The 16576-nt window shown below is 38.4% G+C and carries 10 protein-coding genes; 8 read left to right on the forward strand and 2 right to left on the reverse strand.

Annotated features, from left to right (window positions below; genetic code table 11):
- Window positions 1-235 precede the first annotated feature (235 nt).
- The 7 genes from CCY97_RS07580 to CCY97_RS07610 all read left to right on the forward strand — a co-directional run bounded on the left by CCY97_RS07580 (window position 236) and on the right by CCY97_RS07610 (window position 11395).
- Window positions 236-1672 (forward strand): TolC family protein, encoded by a 1437-nt coding sequence (locus CCY97_RS07580; protein WP_258457102.1) that lies wholly within the window; start codon window positions 236-238, stop codon window positions 1670-1672.
- 23 nt (window positions 1673-1695) lie between these two features.
- The gene (locus CCY97_RS07585; protein WP_112064866.1) at window positions 1696-2991 is read left to right on the forward strand and encodes an efflux RND transporter periplasmic adaptor subunit; all 1296 of its coding nucleotides are present in this window, start codon (window positions 1696-1698) and stop codon (window positions 2989-2991) included.
- Between the two features lie 9 nt (window positions 2992-3000).
- Window positions 3001-3690: an ABC transporter ATP-binding protein gene (locus tag CCY97_RS07590; RefSeq protein WP_112064867.1), complete on the forward strand. Its 690-nt coding sequence runs from the start codon at window positions 3001-3003 to the stop codon at window positions 3688-3690.
- Between the two features lie 2 nt (window positions 3691-3692).
- Window positions 3693-4910 (forward strand): ABC transporter permease, encoded by a 1218-nt coding sequence (locus tag CCY97_RS07595; protein ID WP_112064868.1) that lies wholly within the window; start codon window positions 3693-3695, stop codon window positions 4908-4910.
- A 156-nt stretch (window positions 4911-5066) separates the two neighbouring features.
- On the forward strand, window positions 5067-7064 hold the full coding sequence (locus tag CCY97_RS07600; protein WP_112064869.1) for a methyl-accepting chemotaxis protein: 1998 nt from the start codon (window positions 5067-5069) through the stop codon (window positions 7062-7064).
- A gap of 166 nt (window positions 7065-7230) precedes the next feature.
- Complete coding sequence (gene uvrA / locus CCY97_RS07605) at window positions 7231-10065, forward strand: excinuclease ABC subunit UvrA (RefSeq protein WP_181562864.1); 2835 nt, start codon at window positions 7231-7233, stop codon at window positions 10063-10065.
- A 283-nt stretch (window positions 10066-10348) separates the two neighbouring features.
- Complete coding sequence (locus tag CCY97_RS07610) at window positions 10349-11395, forward strand: glycosyltransferase family 2 protein (protein ID WP_112064871.1); 1047 nt, start codon at window positions 10349-10351, stop codon at window positions 11393-11395.
- Between the two features lie 180 nt (window positions 11396-11575).
- Here the strand turns inward: CCY97_RS07610 and cysK are convergent, their stop codons facing one another.
- Together cysK and CCY97_RS07620 are read right to left on the reverse strand one after the other, a co-directional pair.
- A complete protein-coding gene (gene cysK, locus CCY97_RS07615) occupies window positions 11576-12475 on the reverse strand; it encodes a cysteine synthase A (protein WP_112064872.1) in 900 nt (299 codons plus the stop codon).
- Window positions 12476-12651: 176 nt separating this feature from the next.
- Complete coding sequence (locus CCY97_RS07620; protein ID WP_112064873.1) at window positions 12652-13422, reverse strand: ATP-binding protein; 771 nt, start codon at window positions 13420-13422, stop codon at window positions 12652-12654.
- A gap of 223 nt (window positions 13423-13645) precedes the next feature.
- Between CCY97_RS07620 and CCY97_RS07625 the strand changes: the two genes are divergently transcribed.
- The coding region (locus CCY97_RS07625; protein ID WP_146744531.1) for a S8 family serine peptidase at window positions 13646-16576 on the forward strand (2931 nt) is incomplete at its 3' end.

A 16576-nucleotide genomic window follows, 5' to 3' on the forward strand; every position in this document is an offset into this window, starting at 1 on the left:
AACAAGAAAAGTTGCTGTTATGAGAGATAGTCGTATGTTCATTGTTCCTCCTTGAATAAGTCAAAGATTTTCAATAAGTCTAAAGATTTCCATTGAGAGCGGCCATTATATGGGGGGGGGTTAATCTAAGCTTAAAGTTATATGCTATTTACTTTATTTTTGTAGATGTGTCGAGGATATTGCTTTTTGATTTACAAAAACTATCATTAAATAGTCATTATGGTTAGGGTGGATTTTGAGATTTTCGTCTGTACTTTTTGGATTTATTGTATTTTTTGTTGGCTGTTCGACAAAGATTCCAACCTTTGTCGAGTTAGAAAAGCAGAGTCGTATTCCTACAAGTTTTCAGAACTACACACAAGATATAAAGGCACAAGAATCAAATCTTCTTAAAAAGGAAACAGCATTAGAGCAGTTTGACTTGTTTTTTGGTGATAAAGTGCTTTTGGAACTTTTGCAGATTGCTTTAAATCGTAATACCAATGTGCTTATTATGGTTTCCCGTATAGAGCAAGCAAAATCCAGTGCGAAAATTAATGGCGCAAATCTCTATCCCATGGTTAATGCTGGAGTGAATACAAACTATACCGATAGACTTACCCAATTACAGAATCTTAGTGTGCGTCCGGGCACAAACTCTATCAGTGCGAATCTTAGTATGAGCTGGGAGCTCGATCTTTTTGGTAAGCTGAATGCCTTGCGTCAGTCAAGCAAAAAGGCGTATGAACAAGCACAGAGCAATCTTGCGAATACGCAAATTACACTTATGAGTGATGTGGGAAATGTGTATTTTGCTTTGAGAGATAATGCCTACAATATAAAGCTTGCTCAGAACATACTTAAGAATTTAGAGGAAATAGATTCTCTTATCCACCAACAATACCTTGCGGGGCTTAATGATATTAACACTTATAAGAATGCAAAGGCCAATCTTGTCATGCAAAAAAATATGCTAGAGAGCTTGCGTCTTACTTATGAGCAGAATAAAAATGCATTGCTTGTATTGCTTGATATGAATTCAAGCGAGCTGGATTCTAAAGTGGATTTTTTAGCGGACTATACGCCGCCTAGCATTAGGGAATTTGATATATATAGTATGCCCAGTGAGGTGATTTTGAAACGACCTGATGTGAGGGCGAGCATCTTGGCTTTGCATGCCCAACTCTATAAAGAGACAAATGCGAAGCTCTCTAGGCTGCCAGCTATCTCGCTGAATGGATCGATTGGGCAATTGCTTTATAACAATGCGGGTGTGAATTCTTTTGTTTTTCAAGTGGCGAATTCTATTGCTGCACCCTTGCTTAATCGCACAAATCTGGAACAAAGTTATCTTATCGCTCAAGAGCTTAGCAAAGAAGCGTATTACACATTGCAGCATACGATTAATACAGCGCTTGCAGAGATGGAGAATGCGCTTTTTGATAGGGATTCTAAAAAGCGTCAGGTAGAAAATCTCAAGGCGGTGATGGAAGTCGGAATGCAGGCTTATAAGAGTGATAAGATAAGGTTAAGCGATGGGATGATCGATAGGAATGAATTTCTAAACAGTGAGAATTCTTACTTTTCTCTTCAAAGCCAGCTATACACGTCTCGTATTAATGAAGCGATTGCTATGGTTACCCTTTTTAGAGCATTTGGCGGTGAATTGTATGCTGTGCATTTTAAGAATTGAATGAGTAGCTAAGGAGTGGTTTGATGGATATTTATGAGACGCTTTATCCTAAGAAAAAGGTATTTTGGAAAAGGTGGGTTTTTTGGCTTGGAATTTGTATCGTATTGCTTGGGGGCTGTGGAGTGTATTTGTGGAATTTCCATACGCCCAGTGTTGGGTATGAGAGTATAAGTCCAAAACGCGGGGAGATAAAATCTAGCATTTCTGCTTCTGGATCGCTCTCACCAACTAATGAAGTGGAGATAGGCAGCGTGATCTCTGGAATCGTCTTGGAGGTATTGGTAGAGGAAAATGATAGAGTAAAAAAAGGACAGGTTTTGGCGCGTATCAATCCAGAGAGTATCAATCAAGAATTAGCGCGCTACAATGCCCAACTCAACTCTGCTAAAGCGCAGTTAAGAGCGAGTAAGCAGACATTAGAAGATAAGAAGTGGAACTATGAGAGACTAAAAAATCTCTACAAAAAAACGGGAGGCAAGTCACCATCTATACTTGAACTACAAAGTGCAAAGACTGCTTATACTTCGGCATATTCTGATGTGGATATTAAAAAAGCTACTATTGTTGAGATAGAGACAAATATCGCTAGCTCTAAAATTAATCTTAAGAATTCTAAAATCGTTTCGCCAATTGATGGTGTGGTATTAAGTAAAAGCGTGGAGGTAGGGCAGAGTGTGGCTGCAAGTTTCCAAGCACCTGTACTTTTTAAGGTTGCTGAGAATCTCCAAGAGATGATCTTAAAAGCTTATGTATCTGAGGCAGATATAGGTAAGGTAAAAGAAGGCCAAGAGGTGAGTTTCTCTGTGGATTCTTATCCGGATAAGATTTTTTATGCGCAGGTGAATAAGGTGAATTTTGGCTCTGGGGATGGAAGTAGCACTTCAAGTAGTTCTAGTGCTGGTGCTAGCACGATTGTAAGCTATATAGCTCATATTGAGGTGGATAATCAGTCTTTGCTCTTGCGTCCTGATATGAGTGCGACTGCAGATATAACCATTGCACATGCAAATGATGCTCTGCTTGTGCCAAGTTCTGCGCTGTATTTCGATCTCAATAAGGCTATGCAGAGAGCTGACACAAAGCTGCAGCAAGGCTCGTTTTTTAGCTCGATGTTTGCACCTCCTAGACGCCCAAGAGCGCAGTTTAATACGCCGCAAAATAAACTCCAAGGTAAAAATGGCTTGCTGTGGATTCTTAAAGATGGGGTTCCAGAATCTGTGAATGTAGAGATAGGAATATCTGATGGACAATACACGCAGATTCTGAGTGGAATAGATGAGAAAACGCGGGTTATCACGGGTATCAAAAACGTCCAGTAGGGGAAGTGTATGAAGGATTTCATTGCTTTGAAAAATATCCACAAAGTTTATGGAAAAGGAGAGAATGCCTTTGAGGCGCTTAAGGGTGTGAGTCTTCGTATAAATAAGGGAGAGTTTGTGGCGCTTATGGGACCTAGCGGAAGCGGTAAGAGTAGTCTGGCAAATATTTTAGGGACATTAGATGTGGGTAGTAGAGGGGAGTATAGCTTTTGCGGTGTAGATGTCTTTGGACTGAGCCAAAACCAAAGAGCGCTTTTAAGGCGCAATTATATTGGCTTTATTTTTCAGGGGTTTAATCTGCTTGCGCGCACTACTGCACTAGAAAATGTGGAATTGCCGCTTATGTATAAGGGGATAAAAAAGAAGCAAAGAGAGCAGATTGCCTTAGAATCTTTAGAGCTTGTGGGGCTAAAAAATTGGGCACACCATACGAGCGCAAAGCTTAGTGGAGGGCAGCAGCAACGCGTAGCTATAGCCCGTGCGATTGCTTCTAAGCCATTATTTTTACTTGCAGATGAGCCAACGGGCAATCTTGACACAAAACGGAGCGTAGAGATTATGGAGATTTTGCAGAGTCTGAATAGTGACTTGGGTATTACGATATTGATGGTAACGCATGAGCCGGATATGGCGCAGTATGCGAGTAGAGAACTGCATTTTTTAGATGGCAAATTATTGAGTGATTCTTCAAGGCAGTAAAGATGATTTTGAATGCTTTTTTGTTGGCATTTCGTCAGATTCGTCGTAACTTTTTGCGAGCATTTTTAACTATGCTCGGGGTGATTATTGGTGTGGGTGCTGTGATTATGATGATAAGCTTGGGTAATGGCACTACAAAATCTATTAGCGATAAGATTTCTTCTCTTGGAAGTAATCTATTGCTTGTATTTCCGGCTCGTGTGATGAATCCTAGTGGAGCAAATTTAAGGCGGAGCTTTAGTCTTGATGAAGCAAGGGAAGCGCGTATGCTAATGTTGGAATATATTGAGGCATTAGCACCTATTTCTATGTCCTCAATGCTTGTGCAGTATAAAGCCAAAAACACTACAACACAGATTCAAGGTATTGATGCAAGTTATTTCATGGTAACGCAATGGGAGAGCAGCGAGGGGAGAATCTTTGAGGACTTTGAGTATAGAGTCGGAAGTAATGTATGTGCGTTAGGGCAAACTGCGCGCAAAAATCTTTTTGGAGCAGAAAATCCTTTAGGAAAAAAGATTCGTTTGAGCAATATCGTATGCGAAGTTGTGGCTGTCTTAGAACCTAAGGGGCAGGGTGGTATGGGAAATGACCAAGATGATGTGATTTTATTGCCTATGAGGGCATTTATGCGCTCAATCAGTAAAAGTAATTCTCTGTATTCTATCGATAGACTCATGATTAAGGTGAGAGATGGTGTGGATTCTACCGAGGCGACAAGCGTGCTTATTAAGGTTATGCGTAAGGTGCGTAATGTGCGATCTGGCGAGAAAGATTCCTTTGAAGTGCTTGATACCAAGCAAGTCGCCCAAACCCTCACTTCGACAACCAAGATGCTCACTACATTGCTTGGGTTAGTTGCAGGGGTAAGTCTTATTGTTGGTGGTATCGGGATTATGAATATTATGCTTGTTTCCGTGACTGAACGTACAAGAGAGATTGGCACGCGTATGGCAATAGGTGCGCTACAAAATGAGGTTCTAGGCCAGTTTCTTATAGAATCTATAACTTTGAGTTCGCTTGGTGGAATTATCGGGATTATTTGGGCTTTTTTCGCATCATGGGGCTTGAGTGTGCAGATGGATTTGCCTTTTGTATTTGATATACCTACGGCAATTGTCGCATTTGTATTTTCCGCATTCATTGGGATTTTGTTTGGGTATTTGCCAGCTAGAAGGGCATCAAAGCTCAATCCGATAGATGCTTTGAGACATGAATAGACTTATCGATACGGCTTATATTTTCTTTTTATCAATGTGGTTTGGCTAGCGATTTTAAGTGGATATTAAGTGCTAAAAAGGTAGTCTTGTCGGAAATCAAAGCTCATCTAGAAATATAGCTAGGCTTTGTGATTTTAAATAAACCAAGGAGTTTGAATGAAGTTTTCTCTTGTGAACAAAGCGCTTGCAAGCGTTATTAGTATTTTAGTTGTAATAATCTTGTCGGTTACAATCTACAACTACAACAATACTTCTAAAAATACAATTGATTTATTTCACAGTATCCAAGAAGGAGCTCTTGATGCTTCTTATGCGGCTGTCAATATTGCTCTGAATGTTGAAGCTAGACGACACTTAGAAGAATTGACAAATGTTCTTTCCCGTATAGATAGGAATGATATAGCCGCACAAAGACGTGTTCTTGCCAATTTAGCTAAATATGGCGGTTATCATTTAGTTTATGTTAGTTATGAAGATGACGGGAAGCTTATCTCTCAACAAGCATCAAGTAGTAGTCAATCTTTCTCTAATAAGCCTGATGATTTGAGTACAGATTTTCGTCAAAGAGTATGGTATAAGTCAGCCAAGCAAGAGAATGGTTTCATCGTAACTGATGTGTTTGAAAGCATTGCCAGATCGAATCAGGGTGTTAAGGTTGCAAGCGTAGCTTATCCTTTGATGAAAAATGGTAGGTTTGTGGGTGTTGTAGGTGCGAATATTTTAGTCGAAGAGTTCCAGGATATTTTTGCAAGCTTTGAACGTCCAGAGTTGCCTAGCTTGACCATATTTATGTTGGATTCAAATGGTAAGATTTTTTCACACAAAAATCCTGCAAGCATCAATAGAGGAACCACACTCAGTCCTACAGAAAAAGCTTTAGGTGATGTAATCAAGAAGTCTCCTAGTGGGAGTTTGCAATACGTTGGCACACAGGGCCATGATCGTTTCGGTTATTACAAGCGACTTCCTTTTGGCTGGACTATTTTCGCTACTGCCACGCAACAAGATTACACGACAGCGCTCAATAAACATTTCTTGGAGTCTATTGTTGTGGCCATTATCCTCATTGTGATTGGTTCGATAGTGCTTTATGTGTTTATTAAGAAATTGATTAGTCCTATTGAGAGAATTAGAGGGCTGCTTGTTTCATTCTTTAACTACCTCAATCATGAAACTAAAGTCGCGCCTGATCTTTTGGCTATAAATTCCAATGATGAACTTGGTGCGATGAGTAAGATTATCAATGAAAATATTAAGCGTACTCAAGATTCTCTCCATCAGGATGAGGAGGCGATAGCTCAATCGGCTGATACTGCCAAAGAAATAGAATCTGGTAATTTGAAAGCAAGGATTATCAAAAACCCTGCTAATCCTCAGCTTATAGAGCTCAAAAATGTGCTTAATAAGATGCTTGATGTTTTGGAAGCTAAGGTTGGTAAAGATTTGAATGAAATTTCCAGGGTTTTTGATAGCTATACACGACTAGACTTTACCACTGAAGTTAAAGATGCAACAGGTAGTGTAGAGGTGGTAACAAACACATTAGGCGAGGAGATCAAAAAGATGCTCTCTTCTTCCTCTAGTTTTGCTAAAGATTTGAGTAAGCAGTCTAATGAACTAAAAGTCTCCATGGAAAAACTTACTCAAGGTTCCCAAGCTCAAGCAAGTAGTCTAGAGCAGTCAGCAGCGGCGGTAGAGGAGATAAGTAGTTCGATGCAAAATGTGAGTGATAAGACAATAGATTGCACCAAACAAGCTGAAGACATCAAAAATATTGTAGGCGTGATCAAAGATATAGCAGATCAAACGAATCTGCTAGCCCTTAATGCAGCTATCGAAGCAGCAAGAGCAGGGGAACACGGTAGAGGTTTTGCGGTTGTTGCCGATGAAGTCAGAAAGCTTGCTGAGAGAACAAGTAAGTCCTTGGGTGAGATAGAGGCAAATGTCAATATACTAGTCCAATCAGTTAATGAAATGAGCGAATCTATCAAAGAACAAACTGAAGGTTTAGGACAAATCAATGAAGCGATAGCACAGCTTGAAGGCTTGACCCAAGAGAATGTAGAGGTAGCAAATGCTACAAATACAATCACTCAGAGGGTAAATGGTATCGCAGAAGAGATCTTAGAAGATGTGAACAAGAAGAGATTCTAAGAGACTTCTTTAATCTATATCTACATAAAAATCATTCTATTTCTGGCCTTCTGGTCAGGATATTTTTCCCATTTTACCCCCCGTTATTATTCGTATAAAGATTCTTTCAAAAATTGCTATAATCGCGCCCTGCAAAGCTGAAGGAGAAATCCAAATGAATAAAAACCTGCAATTTATACAAATAGAAGGCGCAAAAGAAAACAATCTTAAAAATATCCATTTAAATATTCCTAAAAACCAGCTTGTAGTTTTTACAGGTTTAAGTGGTAGCGGGAAAAGCACCCTTGCATTTGATACTCTTTATGCCGAAGGACAGCGTCGCTATATCGAATCGCTTTCAAGCTATGTGCGCCAGTTTTTAGACAAAGTAGGCAAGCCAAATGTCGATAGGATACAAGGACTGACCCCGGCAATTGCTATAGATCAAAAGACTACGAGCAAAAATCCTCGCTCAACCGTTGGTACTATTACAGAGATTTATGATTACTTGCGTTTATTGTATGCGCGTATCGGTATCCAGTATTGTTATATTTGCGGTGAGAAAATTTCGCATATGAGTCAAACAGATATTATTGAGCAAGTTCTTCATCTACAAGAAGATTCCACACTTGTAATTCTCGCACCAATTATCAAAGACAAAAAAGGGAGTTTTGCTGACAAGATAGAATCTTTGAGGCAAAATGGCTTTGTGCGTGCCCAGATTGATGGTGTAATGACGCGTTTGGACGAGGAAATAGAACTTGCAAAACACAAAAAACATACAATCAAAGTTGTAATCGATAGAGTAAAGCTTAATGCAGAAAACCATACCCGCGTAGCCACAGCAATTGAAAAGGCATTGAAAATCTCATTTGGTGAAGTAGAGATTGAGCAAAGTTTGGGTGAAAATTCTAAGCATATTCATTATAGTGAGCACTTTGCCTGCTTTAAATGTAAGGTAAGTTTTGAGGAATTAGAACCTTTGAGTTTTAGCTTTAATTCCCCAAAAGGTGCTTGCCCTGATTGTCTAGGGCTTGGCGTAAAATACACAATAGATATTAAAAAAATCTTAGATAAATCCCAACCCTTAAAAAAAGGTGGTATTAAAATCATTTTTGGATTCAATAGAAATTATTACGCGGAGTTATTCGCAGGATTTTGTAAGACCTATGGTATCGATACAAATCAGAGTTTTGAAGAATTAGATACAAAGACCCAAAATCTCTTGCTTTATGGTGCGCCAAATATGATCAGATTCCAGTGGAATAAAAGCACTTTAGAAAGGCCTTGGAAGGGGATTATCCAGATTGCTTATGATATGTTTAAGGATGAAAGGGATTTGAGTGATTACACAACCGAAAAAGTCTGCCAGACTTGCAGCGGACATAGATTAAAGCAAGAATCTCTGAGTGTAAAAGTCGGTGGATTTGGACTTGGCGAAGTGATTGATTTGCCAATAGAAAAGGTGTATGAATTTTTCAAAGACGATACACATTTTGGGTATTTAAGCTCCCAGCAGCAGCTCATTGCACAACCTATACTTAAGGAAATACGAGAGAGATTGTTTTTTCTTGATGATGTTGGTTTGGGGTATTTGAGTCTTGGACGAGATGCAAGGAGCATTAGCGGTGGTGAGTCACAAAGAATCCGTATCGCAAGCCAAATAGGAAGCGGGCTTACAGGTGTTATGTATGTGCTTGATGAGCCTAGTATCGGCTTGCATGAGCGCGATACATTGCGGCTTATTAAGACGCTTAGGAGTTTGCAAGAAAAGGGCAATAGTGTGATTGTAGTAGAGCATGATCGAGAGACGATTTTGCATGCAGATTTTATTGTGGATATTGGTCCTGGTGCTGGAGAAAATGGTGGAGAGGTAGTATTTAGCGGTAGTAAAAAAGATTTGCTTAATGCCAAAACCCTGACTGCAAGCTATCTGAATAATCACAATCTTATTGACTATCGCTGTAATCGCCCACAGAAAAAATGGCTCGAACTTAAATCCATAAATATTAATAATATTAAGAATCTTGATCTAAAAATCCCGCTTGCAAATTTTGTATGTATCACAGGAGTGAGTGGAAGTGGGAAAAGCTCGCTTATTTTGCAGACACTTTTGCCAACAGCCCAAGAGATTCTTAATAATGCTAAAAAAATCCATAAATGTGATGGAATAGAAATTAGAGGTTTGGAGCAGCTTGATAAGGTCATCTATCTTGATCAAAGCCCTATTGGAAGGACACCTAGAAGCAATCCTGCAACTTACACAGGCGTTATGGATCATATACGCATGCTTTTTAGTGAGGTCAAAGAATCTAAGATGCGAGGATATGGTCCCGGGCGCTTTAGCTTCAATGTCAAAGGTGGGCGATGTGAAAAATGCCAAGGTGAAGGCGAGATAAAAATTGAAATGCACTTTTTGCCAGATGTGATGGTGAAATGCGATGCGTGCGAGGGGAAAAGATATAACCCACAAACATTAGAGATTCTTTATGGTGGTAAGAATATCGCTGATGTGCTTGCTATGAGTGTGGATGAGGCGTTGAAGTTTTTTGCCAAAGTCCCAAAGATTGCAGCGCAGCTTAGTACATTGCATGCTGTAGGTTTGGGCTATATCAGGCTTGGGCAGAATGCTCTTACATTGAGTGGTGGTGAAGCCCAGCGTGTCAAGCTTGCTAAAGAGCTTAGTCGGAAAGATACTGGCAAAACGCTTTATATCTTAGATGAGCCAACCACTGGCTTGCATTTTGCAGATGTCGATAGATTAGTAAAGGTGTTGCACCATCTGGTGGAGCTTGGCAATAGTATGATTGTCATTGAGCATAATCTGGATTTGATAAAAAATGCAGATTTTATCATCGATATAGGGCCTGAAGGTGGAGATAAAGGCGGAAAGATTGTGGATTTTGGCACGCCAAGTGAAATAGCAAAGAATCACAAAAATAGCGGCAGTTATACAGGAAAATTCTTGGAATCTGAATTGGCAATACTTGATAAGCAAAATCCCAAGATAGCAAGAAATTAAACTAATCCAAAGAAAATTTTAGAAGTTGTTACTGTAAGTTTCTTGATGTACTTTTTTGAGGTTGTCTTTTGATAGATTTCCAAGAATAAAATTAGCAATATAGTCTTGTCTTATTTCTTAGAACAGCTTGTATGCAGTGTATTTATATGTCCCATTTTTTTTTTTTTTTATTTCTTTGTATAATCTTTTGAGCAAATTATCAAATAAGCGGTTGTTTTGGGATTGGAATAAGCTTTATAATTCTTAAGGATAGAAGCAATAAGGTGAATTTAGATGAGAAAATATGGGGTTGATTGAAAAGATGGACAAGACTACAAAGCCGAAAGTTTCACTTATTCTGCCAGTTTTCAATAAGGAAAAATACATTTCTCACGCTATTGAATCTTGTATAAATCAAAGTTATAAAAATATAGAAATTATTTTGGTTGATGATAAAGGGAGTGATAGAAGCATAGAAATAGCGCAAGAATACGCACAGAGAGATTCTCGTATAAAAATAGTCTATAACCATAGTAATCTCAAAACTTATCATTCTCGTATAAATGGCGTAAAACATGCAAGTGGTGAGTACATTATGTTTGTAGATGCAGATGATTATTTGGATTTGCAAGCTTGTGAGGCCTGTATAGAGATGTTTGAAAAAAATAAGAATCTGAGTTTTGTAATGTTTAATTTTAATGCCCAGAAAGAATTCAACGCCCAATATTGTGATGATTGGCATACAATTCCACAAGAACTCGATAAAAAAGTGTTAGGTTTGCAGGAATTTTTAGGATTTTGTACCAATAGAGAGCAAGGAGGTTGGTTCAATATTGTCGCAAAAATGATCAAAAAAGATTTGTTTTTACATGGTATGCAACTGCTATATAACGATACCCCACTTATGATGGGAGAAGATATACTCGAGACTATGGAGCTTTTATTTGTGAGCGAATATATTGGACTTTTGGCAAAGCCAATGTATTTTTATCGATTCAATGAAGTCTCAAGTATGAATACACGAAACCAGACGACTTTGCTCAATATGATAAAAGATCTTAGCATCATACAATCTAAGATCAAGAGTTTAGCAAGACTTTGGAATACAAATGATTATGGGGGGGGGGTAATTAATAAATCTTATGTGAGATATACAGAGTTTGCAAGACACATGGTGCTTATTGTATCTACTCATAAACTTCATAGACGTCTTGAATATGAGCTCTTGAAATACAAGCCATTACCTCGGAATATTAGACGATGCTTTACTCTTAAATTTTTGATAAAAAGGAAATATTATTCTGTGCTTATAAGGCTGAGTAAAGCAAATATCATAAAAACCAACACTTGAATTAGGAAGATATGAATTATTAAGATTTTTGGATTTCGGTGGAGATTACGAAATTCAAGGTATTTTCAAGACAGATAAGAAAGTGTTTGGATTCCTTAGGGACTTGTTGAAGAGTAAAAGAGAATCTATCTCCTGTTTTTATAAGAGATAGATTGATTTGAAAAACTGATAAAAATATACTTATACAAATAAATCAGTAGAAAGATATCGTTCTGCGGTGTCATTAAGCATAGTGAGAACTCTTTTTCCTGGATTTTGTTTTGCGATTTGTTCAGCGATTGAGACATTACCTCCGCTTGAAATTCCTACCATGACACCAATACTACCCAGCTTCTTTGCCATGGCAATGGCTGCATCGTTTTCTACACACATAATCTCATCAATTACGCTGGTATCTAAAATCTTTGGCACAAAGTTCGCGCCAATTCCTTGAATCTTATGTGGGCCTGCTTGGCCTTTGGTGATTAGAGGGGAAGCTGCTGGTTCCACACCTATGATTTTGATATGCGGAATTTCTTTTTTTAATACTTCACCAACTCCACTTATGGTCCCACCTGTACCAAAACCTGCTATAAAAAAATCAAGCTTACCATCGAAAGATTCTAAGATTTCCTTTGCGGTACCAAGTCTATGGGATTGCGGATTTGCAGGATTTTCAAATTGGCTTGGCATAAAGGAATTTGGAGTTGATTTTAAAAGTTCAAGCGATTTGTTTAATGCACCCTTCATGCCTTCGCTTGCTGGAGTTAAGACTAAATTTGCGCCAAAAAAACTCATCATTTTTCTACGCTCAATACTCATAGATTCTGGCATTGTGATGGTAAGTTTCAGTCCAAAATCTGCACAAATCATAGCGAGCGCTATCCCCATATTGCCACTAGTGCATTCAATGACCACCGTGTCTTTGGTTATTTTCCCTTCGTCTAATCCACGTTTTATCATCGCATATGCTGGACGATCCTTGACGGAATGGCTTGGATTGAGATACTCACATTTTCCATAAACAGATTCATTAATCCTGCTTAGGTGTACTATGGGGGTATTGCCTATGGCTTCGCTTATGCTATTGTAGATTTTCATCGTGTTGCCTCTCTGGTAATTGAAGTAAGCCTCCAACGCAAAATCTTTAAAGTATATAAAACACTCTAACTTGCTCCGGTAGGCCGAGGTATTGTAACAATGACAAATTTACGAGTCAAGACTTAAAAATTATATTTTCTTCCTTAAAAATGGCATTTACATAAGACAGCAGAATCTCAATTGGTCTTGTTGTCTAAATATCGTTTATCACAAAAGCTGTTTGCATGCAAATGACTGAAAGCATTTTTTAATGATTTAAAGAATTCTGGATTGTTAGACTCTATATTGGAAAGAAATTGTTTTGTGCTTTGACGTGCTTTTGGGCGTTTATCATCGGCAAGCCAATTAATGGGACAATTGCAATCAGGGGCAATATAGATTTTGTTATACGTAATGAAGTCAATAATTTGTCGTTCGCGCACAAAAATAAGAGGGCGTATAACTTCTAATCCATTCTCTGCAGTGTAGATTGGCGGCATTGATCGCAGTACGCCATTATAAGTGAGATTCATAAAAAAGCTTTCTGCTGCATCGTCCAAATGGTGGGCTAGGGCTAATTTATTGAAACTTCCTTCGAGTGCCTTACTATAAAGTGCACCGCGTCTCATACGAGAGCAAAAGCTACAGTACACCGTGCCTTCTCGTTTGTGCTCTTCGAGGATTTTATAAATATCAGTGCGATAGAGTTCGTAGGGCATGCCAATTTGCTCGCAATATTTGGCTATGTATTCATATTCTCCCCCGCGTCCATAATCTATCGTGATTGCCTTGATTTCAAAACCAAAAGGAGCATGGCGTTTCATATATGCCAAAAGTGTTGCTAAAAGAATAGAATCTTTACCACCACTAAGCCCTAGTAATACTTTATCGCCTTCTTTGATGAGGCTATATTGGGCATTGGTTTTGCCTACAAGACTTAGGATTTTTTTGCTTATTTGTGGTTGCATATTGTTCCTTAGAGAATATGTTTCAGAACGAGTAATATTACTTGATAAATTTCTAGCTTTATTGGTGATTGTTGTGGAGAAATTCAAATTTTTAAGTAACAAAAAGTAGTAATGTGTTGTTGGATTAATAATTTTCTTTGTCTTTAAAAGTATTTTTTACGCTATTTTTAATATATTTCCGAAAATTCTGAGAGGTTTTTGTTGTCGAAGTAGAGGTTAAGTGATGATCCGTGTGATTTCTGTATCTTTAGTATTGTCTTGTTTATTGCATGGACAGGGTGTGGTAAGTGATTACTCCCAAGACCCTTCCATGAAACTTATTGGTATAGATAAAGTAAGACAGAACAGTAATCATCCTACAGGGAGTCGTGTAACAGTAGGAATAATAGATACTGATTTTAATCCCTATCACCCAAGTTTGTCTGACAAGAATGCTTATCCTATTTCCAATAGTTGTTTTGCAGATTCTCGTTGTGATGAGCTTGCCCTCCAGTCTACTCAAAAGCAAAATATGCGACACGGAAGCCATGTAGCTGGGATTTTACTGGGGAATAAGCTTATTTCCGATGATGCTTATATGGATAGAAAAAATCCTTATGGGATTGCTTATGATGCTAAGTATCACGGAGTAAGTTATTTAAATGATGCCAAAACTTATAATGGAAATTTTTATGATGAGTTTAAGGATAAACCAGAGATAAAAATTATCAACAATAGCTGGGGATTACAGGCATATCCCGTTATTAATCGCTGGATAGCAGATCGTTGGGATAAAAATCGCGAGACTGTACGCGAAAAGGGATTCCAGTCTATAACCACACAAGATAGTAATCTTATGTCTTCGCATATTGTTGGTAATCCATCAAGTCATACTCCAACCTCTATGGAATCTCTTAGTGCGCAATATGTTTTTGAGTTTTTAAGACGAGATTTCTACCAGAATCAGACTTATCCAAAAGCCAAAGAATACGAAATAATGGGTTTATATAATCTATCAAAAGAAAATGGTGTGCTAAATATCTTTGGTGCAGGGAATGATGGGATGATAACGCCATTTGCTACCGCTGTGCTTCCAACTTATGATGAGGAGCTACGAAATTGGCTTGTAGTAGGTTCGCTAGATGCTTATCATGGTGTGAAATTCAAAAATGAAAAATGGCAGTATTTAGGACAAAAAGAACAAATACATGGCAATGATTCGATTAAGATCCTCAGTGGGCGCTGTCCGACAGATAATCAAAGAGCCCTTAGCTGTGATGGTGTAGCCACTTATTCTAATCTTTTTAAGGGTGCTTCACTTTATGCGGTTTTAGCCCCTGGTCAATATATAGAATCTGCTGATGCGTATTACAATAAAGAGTGGAATAGCGGTTATCAACAAAACAAAGAAAAAGGTGATAAATTTATCCAAATGAGTGGCACTTCAATGGCTACTCCTATGGCAAGCGGTGTGGCAGCACTTGTGCAAGAAAAATATCCTTTCTTAAATGGCGCACAGATTGCAGATGTATTACTCACAACTGCTAATAATAACCTCGAAGCGCCGAAACTGATGGTCAAAACACATGTTTTTAACGATCAAAATATCAAATATAGCATTGTCTATATCTCTGATTATCAAAATAACTCAACCAATGATGTCCCAACAAAAGATGAGAATGGCAAGAAGGTTATAAATATTGAGCAAGTCAAAAAAGATTTACAAGAAATTGGCTATGGCGTAAATAACCCCCAGCAAAATACAAATATAAGCAGGACACAGAGTGTGGCCAAAGCCACTCCTCTTAATGAGTGTAAATTAAATAGCTCGCCTGTGCCAGAGTGTATTACTGATAATCTTATCCAGACAAAAGATGAGAATCCGACCTCAGACAAATCACTTGATCCCAAATACAACCACAACGCTATCATCACTCTGACAAAAGAAGAAGTCTTTGGCCAAGGCATTTTGGATGCTAGCAAAGCTCTTAATGGTCTTGCCAGATTAGATTCAAATAGATTGAATCTTAAAGATATACAAAATTTCCAAGAGATACCCCAGCAAGATGACCTCTCAGCACAAGCCTTAAATATTCAAGATGCCCAAAGTCCTAAACTAAGCCAGCAAGAGCAGAAAAATAAAAACCTTATCTCATCCACAAAGCAAGCCTTCTATACGCTTGATACAACAACAAACAATCCAACAAGTACATTTACATTTAGCAATGACATATCCCAGAGAACTTGGGATAATAAATACCATCTTGATGACGCACTCAATTCACCAAAAGAAACCATGCAATACATCACCAAAGTGGGTCTTATCAAGAAAGGCTCTGGCACATTGATTCTAAGCGGAGTAAATACCTACAAAGGCGCTACAAGAGTCCAAGATGGTGTGCTAGAAATAACAGGCAAGCTGACAGAATCTAATGCCTATGCAGAAGGCAATGGTATCTTAAAGCTCACTGGCAAGAATGCTCAAAAGAATACTCAAGAACAAGCCAAAGCAGACTTGCAGCCGCATATCCAAAAGCTTGAGGTTGCACAAGCAAAGCAACTTGAGCAATCACAAAATGCTCAACAACCCCAATCAGATTCCACTGCCTCAAACCTTGTGGTCAAAAATGCCATTGCCAGAAACAATGGTTCTGTTATCTTGCATAACAATGTGAAAGTAGGCAATCTCTACGCGCAAGATAAAGGCATCATCTATGCTGTTAGTGGCAGTGCGCAATCAGCAACTATCAATAATCATGGGGTTATGATTGTTTCAAGTGATTTGCCCATAGGATTTGGCAATATTTCTGGCGCAACAAATGGGATAAACCAAGCAAATCCTACTGCTAGTAATAATGCAAATCTTATCCTTACAAGTGATAAGAATACAGAATCTGGCACACTCACCCTCAAATCCGCAGGCATCCTCGCAGGTAATGGAACACTAACAGGCAATATCAACAATGAGAGCGGTATAGTATATGCGGGATTTCTATCTAATAGAGATTCACTAAAAGATGCCTCAACCCTCACAATAGATGGTTCTTATACACAAAAAGATACAGGAAGCCTGCATATCCTCTATGATGGCTCAAGCAACACAAATTCTAAACTCAAAGCAAACAGTTACAATCTAGAAGGCGGCACTCTTGTCTTTGTCCCTACTTATGCTAAT

The sequence above is a fragment of the Helicobacter sp. 10-6591 genome, assembly GCF_003288805.1.
Taxonomy (GTDB): Bacteria; Campylobacterota; Campylobacteria; order Campylobacterales; family Helicobacteraceae; genus Helicobacter_F.

Coding starts and splice junctions, on each gene's coding strand:
- CCY97_RS07585 (WP_112064866.1), top strand. CDS start 1,696: ATGGATATTTATGAGACGCTTTATCCTAAGAAAAAGGTATTTTGGAAA.
- CCY97_RS07590 (WP_112064867.1), top strand. CDS start 3,001: ATGAAGGATTTCATTGCTTTGAAAAATATCCACAAAGTTTATGGAAAA.
- CCY97_RS07595 (WP_112064868.1), top strand. CDS start 3,693: ATGATTTTGAATGCTTTTTTGTTGGCATTTCGTCAGATTCGTCGTAAC.
- CCY97_RS07600 (WP_112064869.1), top strand. CDS start 5,067: ATGAAGTTTTCTCTTGTGAACAAAGCGCTTGCAAGCGTTATTAGTATT.
- CCY97_RS07610 (WP_112064871.1), top strand. CDS start 10,349: ATGGGGTTGATTGAAAAGATGGACAAGACTACAAAGCCGAAAGTTTCA.
- cysK (WP_112064872.1), bottom strand. CDS start 12,475: ATGAAAATCTACAATAGCATAAGCGAAGCCATAGGCAATACCCCCATA.
- CCY97_RS07620 (WP_112064873.1), bottom strand. CDS start 13,422: ATGCAACCACAAATAAGCAAAAAAATCCTAAGTCTTGTAGGCAAAACC.